The sequence below is a fragment of the Gardnerella sp. DNF01189 genome, from assembly GCF_049244195.1.
GTDB classification, from domain to species: Bacteria; Actinomycetota; Actinomycetes; order Actinomycetales; family Bifidobacteriaceae; genus Bifidobacterium; species Bifidobacterium swidsinskii.
In genome coordinates, this window is sequence record NZ_CP058385.1 from 542,039 (window position 1) to 563,697 (window position 21,659).

General features: G+C 44.4%; 19 protein-coding genes. 1 reads left to right on the forward strand and 18 read right to left on the reverse strand.

Features of this window, described 5'->3' with window-relative positions; translation table 11 throughout:
- Positions 1 to 42 precede the first annotated feature (42 nt).
- From metK to HXT41_RS02270, 9 genes are all read right to left on the reverse strand, one after another.
- Positions 43 to 1,260 (reverse strand): methionine adenosyltransferase, encoded by a 1,218-nt coding sequence (metK, locus tag HXT41_RS02230; protein WP_012914262.1) that lies wholly within the window; start codon positions 1,258 to 1,260, stop codon positions 43 to 45.
- A gap of 138 nt (positions 1,261 to 1,398) precedes the next feature.
- Positions 1,399 to 1,683: a DNA-directed RNA polymerase subunit omega gene (rpoZ, locus tag HXT41_RS02235; RefSeq protein WP_004108619.1), complete on the reverse strand. Its 285-nt coding sequence runs from the start codon at positions 1,681 to 1,683 to the stop codon at positions 1,399 to 1,401.
- Positions 1,684 to 1,765: 82 nt separating this feature from the next.
- A complete protein-coding gene (gene gmk, locus HXT41_RS02240; RefSeq protein ID WP_012914263.1) occupies positions 1,766 to 2,374 on the reverse strand; it encodes a guanylate kinase in 609 nt (202 codons plus the stop codon).
- A gap of 15 nt (positions 2,375 to 2,389) precedes the next feature.
- Positions 2,390 to 3,301, reverse strand: coding sequence for an orotidine-5'-phosphate decarboxylase (gene pyrF, locus HXT41_RS02245; RefSeq protein WP_004106386.1), 912 nt, complete (start codon positions 3,299 to 3,301; stop codon positions 2,390 to 2,392).
- 3 nt (positions 3,302 to 3,304) lie between these two features.
- Positions 3,305 to 6,700, reverse strand: a complete 3,396-nt coding sequence (gene carB, locus HXT41_RS02250) for a carbamoyl-phosphate synthase large subunit (protein ID WP_076002918.1) — start codon at positions 6,698 to 6,700, stop codon at positions 3,305 to 3,307.
- A 32-nt stretch (positions 6,701 to 6,732) separates the two neighbouring features.
- Positions 6,733 to 7,944 (reverse strand): glutamine-hydrolyzing carbamoyl-phosphate synthase small subunit, encoded by a 1,212-nt coding sequence (gene carA, locus HXT41_RS02255; protein WP_421788779.1) that lies wholly within the window; start codon positions 7,942 to 7,944, stop codon positions 6,733 to 6,735.
- An 86-nt stretch (positions 7,945 to 8,030) separates the two neighbouring features.
- Positions 8,031 to 8,513, reverse strand: coding sequence for a transcription antitermination factor NusB (gene nusB, locus HXT41_RS02260; RefSeq protein WP_004106395.1), 483 nt, complete (start codon positions 8,511 to 8,513; stop codon positions 8,031 to 8,033).
- Between the two features lie 167 nt (positions 8,514 to 8,680).
- Positions 8,681 to 9,244, reverse strand: coding sequence for an elongation factor P (gene efp, locus HXT41_RS02265; protein WP_004111770.1), 564 nt, complete (start codon positions 9,242 to 9,244; stop codon positions 8,681 to 8,683).
- A gap of 83 nt (positions 9,245 to 9,327) precedes the next feature.
- Positions 9,328 to 10,533, reverse strand: a complete 1,206-nt coding sequence (locus HXT41_RS02270; protein WP_004108607.1) for a zinc-ribbon domain-containing protein — start codon at positions 10,531 to 10,533, stop codon at positions 9,328 to 9,330.
- Between the two features lie 233 nt (positions 10,534 to 10,766).
- On the opposite strand from HXT41_RS02270, the gene HXT41_RS02275 reads away from it, so the two are divergent.
- Entirely contained in the window at positions 10,767 to 11,156 is a 390-nt protein-coding gene (locus HXT41_RS02275; protein WP_004108603.1) for a YccF domain-containing protein, read from the forward strand.
- Here the strand turns inward: HXT41_RS02275 and pyrE are convergent.
- The 9 genes from pyrE to HXT41_RS02320 all read right to left on the reverse strand — a co-directional run bounded on the left by pyrE (position 11,132) and on the right by HXT41_RS02320 (position 21,633).
- Positions 11,132 to 11,824 (reverse strand): orotate phosphoribosyltransferase, encoded by a 693-nt coding sequence (gene pyrE / locus HXT41_RS02280; RefSeq protein ID WP_421788780.1) that lies wholly within the window; start codon positions 11,822 to 11,824, stop codon positions 11,132 to 11,134. The two genes, HXT41_RS02275 and pyrE, sit on opposite strands and share 25 nt — an antisense overlap.
- Before the next feature lie 62 nt (positions 11,825 to 11,886).
- Positions 11,887 to 12,876 carry a dihydroorotate dehydrogenase gene (locus HXT41_RS02285; protein WP_116994678.1) on the reverse strand — a complete coding sequence of 330 codons (990 nt, stop codon included), beginning with the start codon at positions 12,874 to 12,876 and terminating at the stop codon, positions 11,887 to 11,889.
- Between the two features lie 5 nt (positions 12,877 to 12,881).
- Positions 12,882 to 13,778, reverse strand: coding sequence for a dihydroorotate dehydrogenase electron transfer subunit (locus tag HXT41_RS02290; protein ID WP_116994677.1), 897 nt, complete (start codon positions 13,776 to 13,778; stop codon positions 12,882 to 12,884).
- 94 nt (positions 13,779 to 13,872) lie between these two features.
- Complete coding sequence (gene pyrF / locus HXT41_RS02295) at positions 13,873 to 14,916, reverse strand: orotidine-5'-phosphate decarboxylase (RefSeq protein ID WP_288231417.1); 1,044 nt, start codon at positions 14,914 to 14,916, stop codon at positions 13,873 to 13,875.
- Positions 14,917 to 14,950: 34 nt separating this feature from the next.
- The gene (locus HXT41_RS02300; protein ID WP_174182561.1) at positions 14,951 to 16,363 is read right to left on the reverse strand and encodes a dihydroorotase; all 1,413 of its coding nucleotides are present in this window, start codon (positions 16,361 to 16,363) and stop codon (positions 14,951 to 14,953) included.
- A 55-nt stretch (positions 16,364 to 16,418) separates the two neighbouring features.
- A complete protein-coding gene (pyrB, locus tag HXT41_RS02305) occupies positions 16,419 to 17,654 on the reverse strand; it encodes an aspartate carbamoyltransferase (protein ID WP_103013848.1) in 1,236 nt (411 codons plus the stop codon).
- 144 nt (positions 17,655 to 17,798) lie between these two features.
- On the reverse strand, positions 17,799 to 18,131 hold the full coding sequence (locus HXT41_RS02310; protein WP_174182560.1) for a type II toxin-antitoxin system mRNA interferase toxin, RelE/StbE family: 333 nt from the start codon (positions 18,129 to 18,131) through the stop codon (positions 17,799 to 17,801).
- Positions 18,131 to 18,364 carry a hypothetical protein gene (locus HXT41_RS02315; protein ID WP_174182559.1) on the reverse strand — a complete coding sequence of 78 codons (234 nt, stop codon included), beginning with the start codon at positions 18,362 to 18,364 and terminating at the stop codon, positions 18,131 to 18,133. The genes HXT41_RS02310 and HXT41_RS02315 overlap by 1 nt, the downstream gene beginning before the upstream one ends.
- Positions 18,365 to 18,444: 80 nt before the next feature.
- On the reverse strand, positions 18,445 to 21,633 hold the full coding sequence (locus tag HXT41_RS02320; RefSeq protein ID WP_421788781.1) for a bifunctional [glutamine synthetase] adenylyltransferase/[glutamine synthetase]-adenylyl-L-tyrosine phosphorylase: 3,189 nt from the start codon (positions 21,631 to 21,633) through the stop codon (positions 18,445 to 18,447).
- Positions 21,634 to 21,659 lie beyond the last annotated feature (26 nt).

The following is a 21,659-nucleotide window of genomic DNA, read 5'->3' on the forward strand; positions in this document are numbered from 1 at the left end:
CACATAATTACTGTTATTTTACAGCAAAATTTATCAATAAAACTACTTTTTTAGCGCATCTTTCAATTGCTCAATACGATTCGTTTCTTCCCAAGGGAATTTGACATCCGTACGACCAAAATGACCATAAGCTGCGGTTGGAGCATAAATTGGCTTAAGCAAGTTAAGCTCATCAATAATCGCAGCTGGACGCAAATCAAATACTTCACGCACAGCACGCGCAATATCTGCACGCGTAATACCTTCAGCTTCAGTTCCGAAAGTTTCTACGTTTACGCTTACAGGATCAGCAATACCAATAGCATAAGCAACTTGAACTTCTGCCTTATGAGCTAAACCAGCTGCCACAATATTTTTTGCAACCCAGCGAGCTGCATAAGCTGCAGAACGGTCAACTTTGCTAGGATCCTTACCGGAAAAAGCTCCACCACCATGATGAGCAGCACCACCATAAGTGTCAACAATAATTTTTCGACCAGTTAAGCCCGAATCAGCTGCAGGACCTCCCAAAACGAAGGAGCCAGTAGGGTTTACAAGCATACGGTACGAATCGTGCGCAACTTTTTGAGCAAGAACTTCGTCCAACACAGGATTAACAACATGTTCAACAAGCTGATCTTGTAACCAGTCTCTAGAAACTTCTGGGTCATGCTGAGTAGAAATAAGCACAGTATCCAAACGTTTAGGCAATCCTTTTGAATCATACTCAATCGTTACTTGAGTTTTCCCATCTGGACGCAAATGCGCAACAGTGCCATCTTTACGAACTTTAGCAAGCTTTTGAGCTAAACGATGAGCAAGATAAATCGGCAAAGGCATTAAAGTATCTGTTTCGTCGCTAGCGTAACCAAACATAACACCTTGATCGCCTGCACCTTGAGCAGCGTAGTGCTCCTCACGAGAAGATGCACTCTCGCAAGAAGCATCCAACCTAGCAACACCTTGATTAATTTCTGCACTTTGCTCAGTTAAAGAAACCATAACACCACAAGAATCAGCATCAAGACCAATTGTGGAGCTCGTGTAGCCAACATTACGAACAACTTGACGCACGATTCCCGGAATATCGCTATAAACTTCACCACGCACTTCGCCAAAAACCACAAACTGACCAACGGAAGCACAAACCTCTACAGCAACATGCGCATGAGAATCCTGACGAAGCATATCGTCCAATATAGCGTCAGCAATTTGATCGCATAACTTGTCAGGATGACCTTCAGTTACAGATTCTGCAGAAATTAATTTACGTTCTTCCACATTTCCCCCTTACGTTTATAGTCGATAAGGCTAAATACAGGCTAAATAAAGTGAAAAACGCAGCCGTGCATCCGCTTTATTGAGCACGGATGATACGCGACTGCGAATACCCATAAAGACGTTTATTAGCAAGGCTTATTAATTACCTTCGCTTAAATCGTCCTCACCAAGAGTCTCTTCAAGCAATCCAGCATTAATTTCGCGGAAAGCAATAGCTAAAGGCTTTTCTTGATTTTGATACTCAACTAGTGGGCCAACATTTTGAAGCAAACCTTCATTAAGCTGAGTAAAATAAGCATTAATTTGACGTGCTCGTTTTGCAGCAAATAAGGCAAGCGCATACTTGGAATCCGCATGTTGCATTAAATCATCAATCGGTGGATTCGCAAGACCAGTAGGTGTTGGCTGAGTGCCTAATGCCATAATATTCTCCAAATTCTATGGTGCCACAATAGTTCCAAAAGGCTTATTATATGCTATCGATTGGATATTGCGTAAGTTTTAACTATAAGTCGTATTCGCTTGCAATAACATTCCACAGTTCATCTGCGGCACGCTCAGCATTATCGTTCACAATAACAACATCAAACTCTTTAGCTGCAGCAATCTCAACTTTAGCGGTTTCCAAACGTTTTGCTTGCTGCTCAGGAGTTTCAGTACCACGACCAATAAGACGACGCTTAAGCTCTTCAAAGCTCGGAGGCGCAATGAACACGTACACGACTTCTAATCCAAGACGAGCTGCCTCTTGTTTTACACGCCTAGCTCCTTGCAAATCTATTTCCAACAAAGTAGGAATATCTTGCGTAAGATGATCCAAAACAGGCTGAAGAAGGGTGCCATAATGAGCCATGCCATGAACCAGCGCAGTTTCCAAGAATTCGCCATTACGCTTACGACGCTCAAATTCTTCTTCATCTAAGAACCAATAGTGAATACCATTAAATTCACCAGGTCTAGGCGCACGAGTGGTAGCAGAAACAGATAGCCAAATATGTGGATGCTTCTCACGAAGTATGCCTTCTACTGTGCCTTTACCAGCCGCAGTAGGACCCGTTAATACGATTAATCGACGTCTAGACTGCGAAACTGCAGTCTCATCCGTGGCACCCATTTGTTTACCTCTCGTTTACACACATTCGCCTGAATCAACAAGAGCCTGACGAATATCCAATGCTATGCGTTCAGTTGCAGCCGAAAGTTCACCAATATTTGGACCATGCGACGCAATCGAACGCGAAACAGTTACCAATACATTACCATGTGTACCAGCAAAAACACGCTTTAAATCGTCAGCTTCTGCACCTTGCCACCCATAACCAGGAGAAAGAATTGGACCAGTAAAACTGGTTACGTCAATTCCACCACCGTTCATCCAGTCGCCAATAGTCGCTCCAACAATTAAACCAACAGAACCCATTCCTTTAGTTTTATTGTTAAAACTTTGAGCCGTTTGAGCAATTCCGTGAGCTACAGTAGTTCCGCGGTAAGTTCCGCTTTGCCTAATAGCAGTTTGCAAACTTGCGCCTTCGCGATTAGAAGTTAGAGACGCAATAAAAACACCGCGACCGTTATTAAGAGCTTCGTTAATTAAGCCGCCCATAGAACGTGCACCATAATAAGGAAGCAAAGTAATAGCATCAGCAAGAAGCGGAGCTCCAGGCTTAAAATATGCGTCTGCAAGCGCAGAAATAGTAGTAGACAATCCTCCATGACCGCAATCAACAATAGTAATAATATCCATTTGACGAGCGGCATACAGCACACGCTCAAGCGCTGCGAAACCCTTAGAACCATAGCGCTCAAACATGCTGGATTGGAATTTAACTGCCGCTGCCCTACCATTCATAGCTTGCAGCATGCGCATAGAAAAAAGTTCAGCTCCAAGAGCATCCATGTTGTATCCCCAATTAAGCAGCATTTTGCGATGAGGATCGATTCCAACACACAATGGTCCATATTTTGCCATAGCGTTCTTCAAACGCAAACCAAAATCGGATCGTTGCGCCTGCACTTCTTGATCACGAATGCTCTCGGTCATGTATTAAGCCCGACTTTCTTGACTTTCTGCCTGTTCAATTGCAAACAACTGCTGAGCATGTTCTTGTATGCTCATCACCTGATAATCGTTGTTCTTAACAGCTTCAATAGCCATTAATACTGGTGCGAATTCGGTAATAGTAGTGAATTGCGGAAGATCAGCTGCTACAGCTGCTGCACGAATGGCATAACCATCAGTGCGCGATCCCCTTGAATTCGGCGTATTCAATACCATATCAATCTTACCATTTTCGATAAGCTCTACAACATTCTTACCGATTCTTTCATGTGCTTTCTCACTATTTGGCATATCCTTCGCCGTGTCGCCCTGACTAGAAAGCTTATCGACAATCACGGAATCAATACCATAACGACGAAGCACAGAAGCTGTACCTTCAGTAGCCCAAATCGTAAAACCAAGCTCCACTAATCGCACTGCAAGAAGCGGAAGTTGACGCTTATCTGCATCACTTACAGACACAAACACGTTGCCGCTGGTAGGCAAACCACCCTTGTATGCTGCAAGCTGGCTCTTAGCAAAAGCATGTGGGAAGTCACGATCGAAGCCCATAACTTCGCCGGTAGAACGCATTTCTGGTCCGAGCAAAATATCAACCGTACGACCAACAGGAGTGCGGAAACGCTTGAACGGCAGCACAGAAGCTTTAATAGCAACTTGCTGACCTGGATGAATATCACCACCATCGCCTTGCGGAAGAAGAAGTCCACGCTTGCGCTGCTGTGCAATTGTTTCACCAGCCATAATTCGAGCAGCAGCTTTAGCAAGAGCAACACCAGTAGCTTTAGAAGCAAACGGAACAGTACGAGACGCTCGAGGATTTGCTTCAATTACATACAAAGTGTTTGCCATAAAAGCGTACTGCACGTTAATCAGACCGCGAACTGAGCAGCCGCGCGCAATCGAAAGCGTGCCTTCGCGAAGGCGGCGAATTTGATCGTCCGAAAGCGTGCTTGGAGGAAGAGTACAAGCAGCGTCACCAGAGTGCACGCCAGCTTCCTCAACATGCTCCATAATGCCGCCAATATAAAGCTCGTTGCCGTCGTAAAGCGCGTCAACATCAATTTCAATAGCGTCCTGAAGGAACTTATCAATCAAAAGCGGCGAAGGCAAGCGGCCAGAAACAACAGTGTCTGCTCGAGCTTCATCCAATGCGCGATCAACATACTTTGCAAGCTGAGCGTCGTCGTACACAATCTCCATTCCGCGACCGCCGAGTACGTAGCTTGGACGCACAAGAACTGGGTAGCCGATTGCGTGAGCTGCATCTTTTGCTTCCTCAAGGCTTAAAGCTGTGCCGTATCGAGGAGCGTTCATGCCTTCTTGACGAAGAACTTCGCCGAAAAGCTCACGATTTTCAGCCAAATCGATAGCCTCAGGAGTCGTTCCCAAAATTGGAACTCCTGCAGCTTTAAGACGAGCAGCAAGCGAAAGTGGCGTTTGGCCACCAAGCTGCACAATCACGCCCTTAACAGGTCCAAGCTTCTTTTCTGCTTCGTAAATTTCAAGCACATCTTCGAAAGTAAGAGGCTCAAAGTAAAGGCGGTCAGACATGTCGTAATCTGTAGAAACTGTTTCAGGATTGCAATTAACCATAATGGTGTCGTAATCCTTGCCCAATTCCTGAACAGCGTGAACGCAAGTGTAATCAAACTCAATACCCTGGCCGATTCTGTTTGGACCAGAGCCAAGGATAATCACAGCTTCGCGATCGCGCTTCTTCAACTCGCTTTCGTCAGCGTAGCAAGAATAGTAGTACGGAGTTGCTGCGTCGAACTCAGCTGCGCAAGTGTCAACAGTCTTGTAAACAGGGCGCAAACCGTAAGCCCAACGAAGCTCACGAACCATGTTTTCGCCTTCGTCGCCAAGATTACGCAAATGCGCAATCTGCACGTCCGAAAGACCAGCAAGCTTAGCACGCTTCAAAACTTTAGGAGTTAAGGTTTCAGCTTCACGAACTGCGAGCGCAGTTTCGTTAATTTGAGCCAGCTGCTCTACAAACCAAGGGTCGATTTTTGTTGCTACAAAAATTTGATCTGGCGTTGCTCCACCCCAAAGCGCGCGCTGGATTTGCAAGTAGCGATGCTCGGTTGGAGTATGCATTTCTTCAAGAAGCTTATTAACTTCTTCCTTGCTTGGACGCTCGCCATCCCAGCTAAAGCACGCGTGACGCTTGTCGATTGAGCGCATTGCTTTTCCAAGGGATTCCTGGAAGTTTCCAGCCAAAGCCATTGCTTCGCCAACCGACTTCATAGAAGTTGTAAGCGTGGTGTCTGCTCCTGGGAACTTTTCGAAAGCAAAGCGCGGAATCTTCGTTACAACATAGTCGATTGTTGGCTCGAAGCTTGCAGGAGTTGAACGCGTAATATCGTTTTGAATTTCATCCAAAGTGTAGCCTAAAGCAAGTTTCGTTGCGATTTTTGCGATTGGGAAGCCAGTTGCTTTAGATGCGAGCGCGGAAGAACGAGACACACGCGGGTTCATTTCGATTACGATAATGCGACCAGTTTGAGGGTTGATTGCGAACTGAATATTGCAACCGCCGGTATCGACGCCAACGCCTCGAATAATAGCGATACCGATATCGCGCATCTTTTGATACTCTCGGTCGGTAAGCGTAAAGCAAGGAGCTACTGTAATCGAGTCGCCAGTGTGCACGCCTACAGGATCGACGTTTTCGATTGGGCAAACAACTACGACGTTATCTTTTGCGTCGCGCATAAGTTCAAGCTCAAACTCTTTCCAGCCTTCAATGCCTTCTTCAATAAGCACTTCGTTTGTTGGAGAATAGTGAATGCCGGCTCCTGCAATGCGGTGAAGCTCTTCTTCGTTATGAGCAATACCAGAGCCCAAGCCGCCCATTGTGAAGCTTGGACGTACTACTACCGGGTATCCTAAAGTTTCAACAATTTTGTCTACTTCTTCAATCGAGTGAGCAATAAAGGATTTTGCTGACTCAGCTCCGGCTTTTTCAACGACTTTTTTGAAAAGCTCTCGGTCTTCGCCGCGGTCGATTGCTTCCAAAGAAGCGCCAATAAGCTCAACGTTATATTTTTCTAGGATTCCTGCACGACCCAAATCCATTGCAGCATTAAGTGCAGTTTGACCACCAAGCGTTGGAAGAAGCGCATCCGGACGCTCCTTTGCAATAATTCGCTCCAAAATCGAAGTGTCAATTGGCTCAATATATGTTGCGTCCGCAAGTTCCGGGTCGGTCATAATCGTAGCCGGGTTAGAGTTGACCAAAATTACGCGAATGCCTTCTTCGCGAAGAACTCGGCAAGCCTGCGTTCCGGAATAATCAAACTCTGCAGCCTGACCAATAACAATCGGGCCGGAACCAATTACCATAACCGACTTAATATCAGTACGTTTTGGCATAGTAAACTTCTCTTTCCGTAAATCTTAAAATCTTACTTGCTTTTTCGAGTGTTTTCGCGCATCAATTGCACAAAACGGTCAAATAGATAGGAAGCATCGTGCGGGCCTGCTGCAGCTTCCGGATGATATTGCACTGAGAACGCTGGAATATCAAGGCATTGCAAGCCTTCTACAACATTGTCGTTCAAGTCAATATGCGAAACTAGCACGCGACCAAAGTGACCGTTTCCATAAGGAGATTGGACAGGACCGTCAAGAGGAGCGTCCACTGCAAAGCCGTGATTATGAGCTGTAACTTCCACTTTTCCGGTTGTAACGTCTTTTACAGGCTGATTAATACCGCGGTGACCAAACTTCAGCTTGTAAGTGCCAAAGCCGAGCGCGCGACCAAGCAACTGGTTTCCAAAGCAGATACCAAAGAACGGGTAGCCTGCATCCAAAACTTTACGCAAAAGCTCAACTTCGCGATTTGCTTGGCCAGGATCTCCAGGACCATTCGAGAAGAATACACCGTCTGCGTTAAGAGCTTGCAGCGATTCGAAGCTTATTGAGGAGCTTACGACGTGCACACGGCAGCCGCGCTCAGCCAAACGGTGAGGAGTCATGGATTTAATACCAAAGTCAACTGCTACAACCGTGTAAAGTGGATCTTTTCCTTCAAAATCACCGCAAGGCTCAATCGTATACGTTTCTTTAGTGCTGACTTCATCCGTTAAGCGCAAGCCTTGCATTTGAGGAGTCTGCTTAATTTCGTCAACGAAAGAAGCAACGGTACGAAAAGCCCCGGTTGACGAATCAACCAGGGCCTTATTAGAAAAAATGCCGGCACGCATAACGCCTACCGAGCGTAAATGACGTACCAGCTTTCGAGTATCAATACCACTAATGCCAACGATACCTTGCTTTTGTAAATCGTCTTCCAAGGAACCTTCAGCTCGCCAATTGCTAACTACTGGGCTTGGCTCCTTAACTACGTAACCTGCAACCCAAATGTGGGCAGATTCTGAATCTTCGTGATTCATTCCCGTATTACCTATATGTGGGAATGTTTGAACTACGATTTGTTGATCATAACTTGGATCAGTTAATGTTTCTTGATAACCAGTCATGCCCGTGGAGAACACAATCTCAGCGCGCGTAGAACCTTGCGCACCGAAAGGCTTACCAACGTAAACCTGACCATCCTCCAACACCAATACTGCATCATCACTGCCGAATCCGGCAAAGGTGTCGTTGTAATCCACCTTAACCCCCTTATGGCTTTAGGATATTCGTGGCAAGTTTACTCAGGTTGGCGGACGGGCGACGCGCCGGCGATAGTTATTGCTTCTTACTCGGCAGCAGCTTCTTCCGTAGACTCTTCCGTAGCAGCGTCTTCAGGAGAAGATTCGCCGTTAAACTTTGCCAAGCACGCGTCTTTATCTGCCATAATCGCGCTTAGTAAGCCGTGAATAAACGCAATAGCTTCGTCGTCGCTATACATTTTTGCGAGCGCAATCGCCTCGTCAATAGCAACTTTATCTGGAATCTCATCGTTAAGAAGCATTTCCCAAACTGCAATGCGCAAAATATTGCGATCGATAACAGCCATTCTGCCAACTTTCCAGCCAGTCGAATAGCGGTTTAGCGTCTTGTCGATTCTGTTACGTCGCTCTCCTACGCCTCGAACAATCTCAATAGCGTACTCTGGGAGCGGAGTTTGAGCGCCAGGCTCCTTAACTCGCTCCTCAAGCAAAGAAAGAATATGCTGATTCTTCTCATCCGCCTCATACAGCGTATTCAAAGCCCTTTTACGAGCGGTAGAACGTGCCATCGTAACGCCCTTCTGTGTAACGTATAAAAATTACTTAATAAAGTTGTATCAAAAATTACGCGACCCAGCAACGAATAATCGCCACCGGGTCACTCTATAAAAATTATTGAGAAATAAATAGCTAATTTAATTAGATAACTAATTATTTTAATTAGATAATTAATTCTTTAGTTTTCACGACCAAGATAAGAGCCGTCACGAGTGTCGACCTTCACCTTTTCGCCTTCACCCACAAAGAGTGGAACCTGGATTTCAGCACCGGTTTCCACTGTTGCAGGCTTAGTACCAGCGTTAGAACGGTTGCCTTGCAAGCCTGGCTCAGTGTGAGTAATAGTCAAAATCACTGAAGCTGGAAGCTCAACGCTCAAAGGAGTACCGTCATGGAAACTTACGATGCAGTCGGTGCCCTCAAGCAAATACTTGCTCTGCTCGCCAACCAAAACCTTAGGAATATAAACCTGGTCGTAAGTGGTCATATCCATAAAGACGAAGTTGTCGCCATCTTCGTATGAATATTGCAACGTGCGGTTATCAACGGTCTCGAACTCCATCTTCATGCCGGCATTAAAAGTCTTGTCGACAATCTTGCCCGAGAGCACGTTCTTAATGGTGGTACGCACAAAAGCAGGACCCTTGCCTGGCTTCACGTGCTGGAACTTAACGACGGTCCAAAGCTGACCGTCAAGGTTCAAAACCGATCCATTCTTAATATCATTGGTAGTCTGTGCCACGAGTTACCCGTTTCTTTCGCTAATAGGCTGCAAGTTAAGCAGCTAAGAAATAAACCTTGCTTATTATGCCACAAAGTGTCAACTTAATATATTTGAAGATTATTTTTCAGCAAATTCAACAATTTTGAAACAAATTCAGCAACGTCATCTTTATCTGCACTTTTTGTTAAAACAGACACTCCAATCTTGTTCTTGCCCTTCTTAAGAATCAAGAAATAGTTATAAACATTCTTAATTCCTTGACCACGATGAGCCATAACCTCTATGCCGTCTGGAACGTTCACGCCATCAGCAGAAATATCGTAACCCGTCGCATTGGCAATAGTCGAATTTTGCATAGCTTTTGAAAGCATCATCGCAGCATCATGAGAAGAAGTAAGATTTTCGTGACCATCGTTCGATGCATCAATATCACCATATTTGCGAGTAAAAGATGTATTTGCATAGCCATTATCTGACAGCCATTGATCTAATCCGTCTATGCCACCTTGATCATCTAAAAGTTCATTAGCGGAATCATTACTCATTGTCTTAATAACATCTTCACATTTATCTTCATAATCATGATGTGGATTATCCTTAGTATAAAGAACAACAGGGAAGTAAAAACCTACAGCAGGGAATGTTTTACGAGAATTAGAAGACTCATACAATATGCCCTTCTTGCCAGAAATTGCTACAGATACGCTATTATTTGAAGCAAAATTGTTTACTAATTTATTGATTTTTTTGGTATTGAGCTTTTCACTCGCTCCAATAGCGTTATCCTTATCGCTGCTAGTATCACTATCTTCATCGTCTGAATCTAAATCATCATTGGTTAGAACATGCTGCTTAGATTTATTATTTTTTGATTTTGATGATTGTAATTCAGTTTTATTATTTGATTGAGCTGTTCGCGCATTATTTACATACCACCATGCACCAGCACCTATCACCAAAACACAGGCAATAATAGCGGCTATTAAAGTAATAATTACTTTCTTCTTGCGCTTATCATCATCTGAATGAGAATAATTAGCCGGAGCTTCGCCTTGTGCGTAAGGTGAATTATTCATAGAAGGCTGTTCGTTCGAAGAACCCATAATAGGAGAACCTGAAACGCTTAGATTATCCGATAAAGCTTCCTGCGCAGGAAATACAGTAGTAGGCACTTCGTTAGTAGGCAATTCGTATTGTTGATTTTGGATTGCTGACTCGACTGCTGGCGTAACTTCTAAAAGCGCTCCGCAAGTATTGCAAAACTTGCTATTATCATCATTTTTATTACCACATTGCGTGCAGAACATATTCTTCCTTTAAACAAATGCATCTATTGCAACACATGATTTTACACCAGCCTACAATAAATATTTCAAATTCTTTATAAAAATTGCCTTTTCTTTAACTACAAAGACTGCGTAGCAATAACGCAACACCAGCATACCTACATACAGCAATACAATCATAATGCCATAACACACTATAAATACCGAACAAAATCATACTTCATTAAAACTTAAAAAACTAATATACTACTTTTATGAAACTTCTTGGCAATATTGTGTGGCTGATATTCGGCGGTCTTTTCATTGCTGCAAGCTGGTTACTTATAAGTTTCCTTCTTTGCATAACCGTTATTGGCATACCATTCGGTATTCAAGCATTCAAAATGGCAAAGCTCACGCTCACGCCATTTGGAAAACATGTTATTTACCGAGGCGGCACTAGCACAATTTGGAACATACTATGGATTGTATTTTTCATTGGGCCAATGCTTGCATTAGGCTATATCGTTTCAGGATTCATTTGCTGCTGCACAATTGTTGGCATTCCATTTGGCATACAATCTTTCAAAATGGCAAAACTTGCGTTGTGGCCGTTTGGTTCCGAAATTGTAGAAGATAGTTACGCACCATATGTACGCAAGTAATCGGCAGCGCGCGAAGCTAATTCCTCATCCATAACTGGCTTACCGTCAGCATTAACTAAACGCTTTGCTGCAGCGAAAATTTCGCGCACATTTGCAATTGGCAAAACTGGGAAACCAAACTCCTGCTCTACTGCTTTTACTGCAGAAAGCTCACTGTCTTTCGTGCGTTCCATTCTGTCTACTGCCAAAATCAAGCCAACAACTTGCACATTTGCTTCCGCTTTAAGCTTTGGCAAAGTTTCGCGAACTGCAGTTCCAGCAGTCATCACGTCGTCAACTAACAGAACTTTCATGCCGTCTTTTAACGGTTTTCCAACCATAATTCCGCCGTCGCCATGATCCTTTCGCTCTTTGCGATCGAAAGTAAAACCAACAGGCATATTGTGATTATTCGTCAAAGCCATTGCCGTAGAAACTGCCAGCGGAATACCCTTATAAGCAGGGCCGAAAACAGTGTCGATATCTTGCGGAAGTTTGCCATCTTCGATTGCTGCAACAACGCGCTCAGCGTAGCATGCGCCTAGATTTGCGATTTTCATGCCGTCGTCAAAAGCACCAGCGTTAATAAAATAAGGTGATTGACGACCAGATTTCAGCGTAAAGTCACCAAATTTAAGCGCACCTGAATCAAGCAAAAACTTTGTAAAACGTTCGTCTAATTCTGCCATAATTAGCTCTCTTTCTTAAAATGATTTTAAATACTTTCTAAATACTTTTTAAATACTTAATTTCAGCGCCAAGTTTTGCCTTCAGCGAGTAAAGACGCAAGCTTTGGACGAGAATCAAGCAAATCGTCAAGCTCGCGGGCAATGCGAATAGGAGCAGTAGGATCCACCAAAGCAGCAGCACCAACTTCTACAGCATTCGCGCCAGCATACAAGTATTCCAAAGCTTTTTCGCCAGAATCAATGCCACCAATGCCAATAATTGGAATATCTGGCATAGCTTGACGAACTCTCCACACAAACCCAAGTCCAATCGGGAAAATAGCAGGACCGGAAACACCGCCCGTGCGATTTGCAATAATCGGCTCGCCTGTTCGAATATCAATTCGCAAACCAACCAGCGTATTAATCATGCTAAGAGCATCCGCACCAGCGTCAACAGCAGCTTTGCAAATCGAAACAATATCCGTCACATTTGGCGTCATTTTCACGATCATTGGCTTGCTTGTCATTGCGCGAAGACGCTTAATTAAGCGGTGCAATGCAACCGGATCCGTGCCAACGCTCATTCCGCCGTGAGTCACGTTTGGGCAGCTTACGTTAATTTCAAGCATGTCTGCAGCAGAATCTGCAAGCTTTTCAACAACTTGCGCATAATCCTCGTCACTGTGACCAGCAACATTAGTAATAACAAGCGCTCCCATGGATTTTAGTTTTGGCAACTCGTCTACTAAATAATGGTCGACACCAGGATTTTGCAAGCCCACTGCGTTTACCATTCCAGAAGGAGATTCTGCAGTGCGCGGAGAAGGATTTCCTTCCCAAGGAACAGGGGAAACACCTTTTGTACAAATTGCGCCGAGTTGGCTTACGTCGTAAAAGCGTCGGCAAGCTGCAAGCTGGAAAGTTCCAGAAGCTGTACCAACCATGTTTTTCCACTTAACGCCTGCAACTTGAGTTGGATGCTTCCAAATGTGGCTAGTGTCAAAGCCAAAAGTTTCAGCGGAATTTGCGTTATTTACAAAATTATTTTCGGCATTATTTACAGCACTCATATTTTTTACTCCCAACCCAAACGATTCGCATCAAAAACAGGACCGTCGTTGCAAACTTTCAACCTGCCTTCCAAAGTGTCAACAACGCAAGCAACGCAAGTTCCGTATCCGCAGCCCATACGCGCTTCTAAACTGAGCTGGCACTCAATATTTCTTTCATGCGCCCAGTGAGCTACAGCTTTCATCATAGGCAAAGGTCCGCAAGACAAAATAACCGTTGGTAAATTGTCTTCGAAATCAAAATGCTTAACTTTTTCAAGTTCGTCAAGAAGTGTAATAACAGTTCCTTCAGCATTTGTAATACTGTGTACGTCTGAAATATATTCTTTCATTAAATCATCTGCAAAACGCTTGTTACGGTAGCCAAGCACTGCCGTTACGCTAGAATCTTCACGCTTTGAAAGCGTTTGAGCAGCACACAAAATAGGCGGCACGCCCAAACCTCCACTGACCAACACATAATGTGCAGGTTTGGAAATATTAAAGCCAAGCCCTAAAGGGCCAAGAGCGTCAATACTATCTCTTGGTTTAAGCTCAGCAAACTTAGCAGTACCCTTGCCAATCACAGCAAAAATCAAAGTAAAAGTATCACCTTCTACGCTTGCAACTCCAAAAGGACGCGGAAGCATAGCAGTTGGATCAGGGGAATACAAGTTCACAAATTGCGCAGGAGCAGCTTTTTTAGCAATCTCAGAATCTCGCAAAGTCAAACGGTACACGCCTTCGTCTAGCTTCTCATTATTGAGTACTTCTACAGATCTGCGCCCCCAAAGGCGCGAATATTTTGCATTATTGCTTTCGTCTGCAGAACTTGATCCGGAAGAATCAAAAGCGTCTTCACGTAACGTAATTATGGCGTTTCCAGAAGCTTTTCGCGTTGGAATAAACATGCCATCACTCATGTGGTTTCCCCTACCCTTGTATGTGTTTTGTACCGTTGCGTTTTATTTTTAATTTTAATTATATTTTTAGTTATATTTATTTTAGTTATACATTCTAGCGATACACTGCATTTCGCAAGTCGTCACGCATATTTTTCGCAGCAACAACTGCAGAATCACGCACAATATCAAGAATGTCATCAAGAGACATATGACCTTGATTTTTAGCGTAATCTTCAGACTTTTTCCAAGCACCAATAATACCGCGAGAAGAATTGACAATAGCGCCTTCAGAATTTGCATCAAACATTCCAGCAACATCTTGAGCTGTACCGCCTTGAGCGCCATAGCCTGGAACAAGGAAGAAAGTGTGCGGCATAATCTCACGCAAATGCTTGCCCTCCTCCGGATGCGTGGCACCTACAACTGCACCAATTCTTGAATAACCGTGCTTACCAATGCTTGAAGCACCCCAGTTCTCAATCAAATCAGCCATATGCTCATACACTGGCTTGCCATCTTGCAAAATAAGCTCCTGCAGCTCTTTGCTAGAAGGATTCGAAGTGCGAAGCAGCACAAAAATGCTTTTATCGTGCGCTACTGCTTCATCGATAAAAGGCTTCACACCATCCGAACCCATATAAGGGTTTACTGTAAGCGAATCTTCATGCCAAACGTCAAGATTTTTAGAGCTTTTTAGAAGATTTTTAAGAGATTGAGGAAGCACGTTACCAGTAGTATTTTCGTCTTCAAAATATGAAGAAAGATTAGCAAAACCGCTTAAATGAGCAGCATATTGACCAGCTGTAGAGCCAATGTCTCCGCGCTTTGCGTCACCTATTACAACTAATCCTTGCGATTTCGCATACTCGCAAGTCATTGCGTAAGTATCGATACCAGCAGGACCAAGTGCTTCGTACATTGCAATTTGCGGCTTTACTGCAGGCACAAAATCTGCAACCGCGTCAATAATAGCGCGATTAAACTCAAAATAGGCTGTAGCTAAAAGCGTTGGCAGCGCATCCTCGCCTTCTACTTCCTGTAAAACTTCGTCCGCAAGAGAGCTAATAATTTCGGCTGGTACAATACCTGGCTTAGGGTCCAAGCCAACAACGCTAGGATTTTGCTTGGCTGCAATCGCTTCAATAAGTTCGTCCATAATTTACTACCATTCCAAATTTATATTTAATCAATCACATTCTCGAGAAAGCAATTTCTGAACCAATAATCGTCGCAACAGGCCTTCCTGTAAGTTGCCATCCATCAAAAGGAGTATTTCGAGCTTTTGAATGGAACGAATTTGCATCAACCGCCCAATTTTCGCGCATATTAATCAGCACTAAATCAACGTTTTCAGGGTGCTCAGTAATACTTAAACGCAGCGTTCGCTTGTTTGCGCATCGCGAAGAAACGTTAAGCAAAGCCGCAATATCAGTAGGTCTTCTGCTCATCAATTGCATTGGATTTACTGCCATTAATTCGATTAAATGCTTATCGTCCGTATATCCTGCATCAACAAGCACTTTACGGCACACACCATACGCGCACTCAAGCCCAATAATTCCGTTAGGAGTGCTTGCAAAATCTCCTGACTTTTCTTCCGCAGTGTGAGGCGCGTGATCTGTTGCAATCATGTCAACTGTACCATCCGCAATAGCAGCGAGCGTTGCTTGCCTGTCTGCTTTTGAACGAAGAGGAGGATTCATCTTAGCCATCGCGCCATATCGCAAAACATCCTCATCACACAAAGCTAAATAGTGAGGCGCAGTTTCGCACGTAATCGGCAAACCCTCTTTCTTTGCCTTACGAATAGCTTCAAACGCAGCAGCAGTGCTCACATGCTGGAAATGCACATGTACGCCAGTTTCGCGGGAAGCATCAATATCTCGCTGAACAATTGCAAGCTCAGTAGAAGCTGGAATTCCACCAACACCAAGCATTTTTGCGATCGGACCCTCGTTCACAGCTCCCGTATCATGATGCTCACAATGCTCCACGAATGGCAAACCAGTTTGTTTTGCCATAGCTAACACATCTCGCAAAATCGGTTCAGGCACTGCAGCACCGTCGTCGCTTATAGCAGTAATCGGGTGCTTTTTCATAGGAGAAGTTTTTTCGTCATCGTCGATTCCAGCAACATACTTTTTCCAAAGCTCAATATTGCTTGGTTTTAAGCCTTTACGCCCCAATGATGCGCACACGCTCAAATCGTAGCGAACTGGCAATTTTACGCCGTAAATGCAACCATAGCGCTGCAAATAGTCAACTACATTATCTACATCAAATGGAGCATCTTCCCAAGGCTCGCCGTCAAGAGCTGGAACAGTATTTGGCATAATCAAAACTTGCGTATAACCGCCAGCCGCAGCAGCCTCACTGCCGGTCATCATTGTTTCTTTTGCTGTTTGACCTGGATCTCTAAAATGCACATGCGGATCTGCAAAGCCAGGAGCAACAACCCAATCGCTTGCGTCAATGTCGCCAGTAACGCGCGCATTCCGCTCTATAAGGGCATCCTGACGAACGCCATCAACAATAAGATCAATACGTTCGCCAGTATCCCACACAGAGATATTGCGCAAAGTTAAGGTGCCTGATTCGTTCATTTCACTCCTGGTTTTGCGTAATTTTTACAGTTATATAATAATATTATTAAATTTTTTATTTAGTTTCTGCTTCTTCGTCGCAATACATGCAGCGATACTCGTGCCTTACGGAATCAGCTTTGTAGAACTTGCGTTTAAGAGTTAGTTCGCTGTTTGTTATGCAACGAGGATTCGGGCAAGTAAGATCTTCAGGCACATTCACGTCCGTTACGTGCACGCGAGGATCCGCCAAAGAAATTCCGTGTGCGTCAACTGCTCGCAATTCGTCTTCTGGCACGTTTACAAAATCAGTTGGCTCGTAGCCGCAAAGCTCGTCTCCAAGAACGGAACTTTCCAAAGCCATACGCATAAGCATACCGTTTTTAACCTGCTCAAAGTATGCTGCGCGAGGATCATCATCAACGTCAAGAGCAATCTCGTTAATTCGAGGAAGCGGATGCAGCACAGGCATATGCGACTTTGCTTTTTGCAATTTTTCTTCAGTCAAAATGTACGTGTCACGAAGTCGCAAGTATTGCTCGCGATCCGTAAAACGTTCTTCTTGCACGCGAGTCATGTAAAGCACGTCAAGCTTGCCAATAACTTCCATCAAGTCGCGAGTTTCTTCATAAGTGCACGAAGGAGTGTCAATAATACGGTCGATTACGTACTGCGGAGTTTTAAGCTCATCCGGGCTAATCAGCACAAAATGAACGTTTCCAAAGCGGCACAAAGTTTCAATAAGCGAGTGAACCGTGCGGCCATATGTTAAGTCGCCGCACAAGCCGACAGTGAGATTATTAAGGCGGCCGAAACGCGCAAGAATCGTTGCCAAGTCTGCAAGAGTTTGAGTTGGATGCATGTGACCGCCGTCGCCAGCGTTAATAATAGGCGTGCTCACAGCTTGCGTTGCAACAAAAGCAGCACCCTCCTTTGGGTGACGCATTGCAACAACATCGACATAGTTAGACACGACTTTCAAAGTATCGTTTACAGTCTCACCTTTGCTCGCACTGGAAAGTTGCGCACCTGCAAAACCGATTACTTTTCCACCTAAACGCAGCATTGCTGTTTCGAAGCTTAAGCGGGTGCGCGTGCTCGGCTCATAAAAAAGAGTGGCCAACACTCTGCCATCGCAAGTGTGAGCCACTTCTTTACGGTGCGAATCAATGTATCGCGCTTTGTCTAAAAGCATTCGTATTTGCGCAGTTGAAATATCGTCTAATGTAACAACACTTTTGCCAGCTAGAGAATTTGCAATTGTACTGCGAGAAAAAGTTTGATGCAAAGAACTAGAAATTGCGTTCGTCATAATAAGTACCGCTCACCTTCCGTCAATTGGCAAACGGTCGCAACCACACGCGACCTACGTAATTTTACTGATTAGCGTTGACGAATCCCCCCACCCCCGGAGTGGCGGAGAACTATAACTTATTATGCAACATTTAATAAGTACTTAATCCAATAAATCTATTTGTTCCAATACAGTTTGTTGATTACGTTTACCATAAGTAACCTTCAAAATATAAACTGTATTTTCTTCTAAAACAACTCTGTAATAAACAAGAAAATTCTTTACAATAATACGACGCACACCAAGTGAATTCCAAGGCTCATACTTAACTACAGGTGCAAACTGAGGAAAAAGAGACAGTCTTTCAATACTAGATTTAATAAAATTAATAATTCTTATGGAAGTTTTCTTAGAGATATTAGATGCAATATAGTCTCTTATATTTTTTAAATCATTTTCTGCATCCTGAGTAACAAGAATATCAAAGGAACTCATTACAAGCCCTTTTCTAACTCAGCAAAAACATCCGCATACGGACGCACTAAACCAGAAACTGACTGCTTATAACTATGCATAAGTTTTGCAGCAAAATCAGTAGATAATAATTCGTCATTTTCTTCTAAATTTTCACCACTGACTGCTTGTTTTATAGGCGCAGAAACATCAGCATAAAAAACTGAAGTGTTGGCTCTTTCTTTTACATTATTACTCATTACTGTATTTTTCATTAAAATCACCTCCCGTCCTGAAATTATAACCTAAAGAAGAGAATGCAACAATAAATGTGAAGCGACTAAAGATTGAGAAATTAGCGAGCGTAGAAAAGACGAGACATGATTTCACGGCACTGACGCATAGTTGCTAAAAGATCGTTTTCAAAAACGCGGCCCTGGTTCGGCTCGTAGCCAAGGTAAGTTGCAATTCCACCCAAAGAATACGAGTCAGTTGGAATAATATCTGCGCGAGCCATTGAGCCAGACCACAAGAAGTTTGCGTTGCGCACCGCGGAACACATATGCCAGCAGCGGCTTAAAACTTCAGCATCCTCGTCGCTTATAAAATGCTCAGATTGCAATGCTTTCAACGCTTGCATAGTTCCAACTACTCGTAAAGATTCATGCTTTGAAGCATATTGCAATTGCATCAATTGCACAGTCCACTCAACATCGCTTAAACTGCCACGACCAAGCTTCAAATGCCTGTCCCTACTCACACCTCGAGGCAAACGCTCCGCTTCCATGCGCGCTTTGAGCTTACGAATTTCAGCAAGCTGAGAATCACTAAGAGGATTTGCAGCGTAACGCAATTCGTTTACAACGCCATCAAGCAAAGCATCCGCCAACTCCTTAGAACCTGCAGCAAAACGCGCTCGCAACAACGCTTGATGCTCCCAAGTGCTAGCCCATTGACGATAATACTTTTCGCAAGATTCTAGCGAACGAACAAGCGGACCGTCTTTTCCTTCCGGACGCAAATCCAAATCGACCATGATTTTTGGTTCAAGCGTAAGAGGACCTTGCAAAATATTACGCAAAATATCTACAGTTTTTTGCGCAAAGCGGTGAGCTGCGTTGAAATCGCAATCTTCACCAACAGGCTTGTAAATTACCATAATATCTGCGTCAGAACAGAAGTTTACTTCTCTACCACCGTAACGACCTAAAGCAATAATAGCAATTTCAGCTTGAGGAGCATTCAAATTCATGACTGACACAGCTTCACGCATGGACCATTGCAAAGTCGCATCTAAAATAGCATCAAACACATCACTCATTGCAAGCATAGAAGTATCGTCATCAATTAGACCACACATCCAAGCTAAAGCAACTCGCTCAATTTCCTGCCGGCGAAGAGCGCGCAAAGACTGCGCAAAATCCGCAATATTACTTGCATAACGCGCAACCATTGCACTAGTTTGCATGTCAAGACTTGCCCTATCGCGCGCAGATAACGCTTCGTCGTCTCCAAGCCAAGTAATAGACTGCATAGACTGCATCATAGCGTCGCCAAGATAGCGCGAATCCGCCAAAACGTGGCAAAGACGCTGAGCTGCGGAAGGAGAATCACGCAAAAAACCAAGATACGTATTTTTTCCGCCAAAACGCTCCGCAAGACGCCGCCACGCAAGCAAACCCATATCCGGATTCTGCCCGTCGCCAAGCCACTTCAACACTGCCGGAAGCAAAATTCTATGAATTTTAGCAGCCCTAGAAAGCCCCTCTGTAAGCGCTTCAACATGCAACTGTGCTGCGCGAGCATCCGCAAAACCAATAGAAGCAAAGCGCGCGCGAGCAGCCTCCGGCGAAAGTACAATAGGATCCGCATCCGTTTGAGCGTTAATAGGAAGCATCGGACGGTAGTAAATATCCTTATGCAAGTGCCGAATTTCACGACGAGCTTTATCAAAACGCGCAACTAACTCTTCCGGACGAAGCCGCACAGCACGAGCAAGGCGGCAAATCTGCTCATTGTTGTTAAGCTGCTCTGTAGAAATTGTGCGCGCGCGATCCAAGCCGCCGTTTCCTTGCGCACCCAAATCTGGGAACAAATGCGTGCGATGCATACTCCACATTTGCTGACGATGCTCAAGAACACGCTCAAAACGGTAGTGTTCTGCCAATAGCGCCGCCTGAGACCTAGAGACGTAGCCACCTTGAGCCAACGCTTGCAAAGCGGAAATAGTATCCCTTACTCGAAGCGACTCATCCTCACTTCCGTGCACAAGCTGCAGCATTTGCACAGTAAACTCAACATCGCGCAAGCCGCCTTTACCAAGTTTCATATCCAAATCGCGTTGAGAAGCCGGAATAAGCGACTCCACACGCTGACGCATATGCTGGCAGTCAGCTACAAAATGCTCACGACCAGAAGCCTTCCAAATAAACGGCTCAACCATATCGCGATAAGCTTTTCCAAGATCCGTATCCCCTGCTGCAGGGCGCGACTTCAAAAGCGCCTGAAACTCCCAGCTACTCGCCCACTTTTCATAATATTCTCTATGAGAATCAAGCCTACGAACAAGAGGACCATCCTTACCTTCCGGGCGAAGCGCAGTATCAATCTGCCAAAGCGGAGGCTCCACAGAGCCCATAACCACCGACTGGCATACTTTTTGCAAAACCATTGCCATAGAAACACCAACGCGCAAAGCAGCATCCTGGTTCTGCTTGTTGCTTAAATCCGCAGGCTCCACAACATAAATCAAATCGATATCGGAAACGTAGTTAATTTCTTGCGCTCCAAGCTTGCCCATAGCAATAATCGCAAATCTGCATGCGGAAGAACCAGTAACCTGTCCTCGCGAAATAGACAACGCTGCCTCTAAAACAGCATCGGCAGCGTCGGAAAGCTTACGACTAATATCTGGCTGCACTTCAACAGGGTCAGCGCTCGCTAAATCAGCCGCCATAATTGCAGCAACATGCTCACGGTAGCGCGCACGAAGCGCAGAAACTGCTTGTGCAAAGCCGAGTGATGTTAAGTAAATTGTGTTAGAATCGCTGCTTTCAGAAGAAACAACTGTTGCAGTGTAAGCTTGTATTGCTTCGAGTAAGTCTTTTACGCGTTCTTCCCTAGTCATTGCAAAAAGATGATTCGGGTCATTTGCTGCAGCTTTTATAAGATTAGGTCTTGTGCGCATAAGCATTGCCAACGCGTTAGACGCACCTAATACTTGCATTAGGCTTGTTAATGAGTCAGATACTTGCGAATTTGAAGTTGAAATATTATTTATTATTTCGGGGTATGTTTCACTTAAATCTTGCAATGAAAGCAATGCAGAATCTGGATCTTCAACTGTGAGCGCGCTTCTTAGTAGTGTTTCAAACGATATTTTATTGCAGTTTTTGCATATTGCCATCATTGCGCAACGTGCGGCATCCGGGCGAGCAAAACCGGCTTTAATAAGGCTTCTTGAGGTGAGTGCGGAAGAGTTCGTGCTGCTTTCGTTGCAGTTGGTTTCAGTAGTTGCACTATCTGTTATGTTCGCACTTTCCATACCGCAACTTTACATTGTGGTGGTGT

Bases quoted from the DNA above. Each gene is read 5' to 3' on its own strand.
- nusB (WP_004106395.1), bottom strand. From the start codon at position 8,513: ATGGCACGTTCTACCGCTCGTAAAAGGGCTTTGAATACGCTGTATGAG.
- pyrE (WP_421788780.1), bottom strand. From the start codon at position 11,824: ATGGCAGAATTAGACGAACGTTTTACAAAGTTTTTGCTTGATTCAGGT.
- HXT41_RS02285 (WP_116994678.1), bottom strand. From the start codon at position 12,876: ATGAGTGCTGTAAATAATGCCGAAAATAATTTTGTAAATAACGCAAAT.
- HXT41_RS02315 (WP_174182559.1), bottom strand. From the start codon at position 18,364: ATGAAAAATACAGTAATGAGTAATAATGTAAAAGAAAGAGCCAACACT.
- HXT41_RS02275 (WP_004108603.1), top strand. From the start codon at position 10,767: ATGAAACTTCTTGGCAATATTGTGTGGCTGATATTCGGCGGTCTTTTC.
- HXT41_RS02300 (WP_174182561.1), bottom strand. From the start codon at position 16,363: ATGAACGAATCAGGCACCTTAACTTTGCGCAATATCTCTGTGTGGGAT.
- HXT41_RS02270 (WP_004108607.1), bottom strand. From the start codon at position 10,533: ATGTTCTGCACGCAATGTGGTAATAAAAATGATGATAATAGCAAGTTT.
- pyrF (WP_288231417.1), bottom strand. From the start codon at position 14,916: ATGGACGAACTTATTGAAGCGATTGCAGCCAAGCAAAATCCTAGCGTT.
- pyrF (WP_004106386.1), bottom strand. From the start codon at position 3,301: ATGACCGAGAGCATTCGTGATCAAGAAGTGCAGGCGCAACGATCCGAT.
- HXT41_RS02320 (WP_421788781.1), bottom strand. From the start codon at position 21,633: ATGGAAAGTGCGAACATAACAGATAGTGCAACTACTGAAACCAACTGC.
- HXT41_RS02290 (WP_116994677.1), bottom strand. From the start codon at position 13,778: ATGAGTGATGGCATGTTTATTCCAACGCGAAAAGCTTCTGGAAACGCC.
- gmk (WP_012914263.1), bottom strand. From the start codon at position 2,374: ATGGGTGCCACGGATGAGACTGCAGTTTCGCAGTCTAGACGTCGATTA.
- carB (WP_076002918.1), bottom strand. From the start codon at position 6,700: ATGCCAAAACGTACTGATATTAAGTCGGTTATGGTAATTGGTTCCGGC.
- pyrB (WP_103013848.1), bottom strand. From the start codon at position 17,654: ATGACGAACGCAATTTCTAGTTCTTTGCATCAAACTTTTTCTCGCAGT.
- HXT41_RS02310 (WP_174182560.1), bottom strand. From the start codon at position 18,131: ATGAGTTCCTTTGATATTCTTGTTACTCAGGATGCAGAAAATGATTTA.
- rpoZ (WP_004108619.1), bottom strand. From the start codon at position 1,683: ATGGCATTAGGCACTCAGCCAACACCTACTGGTCTTGCGAATCCACCG.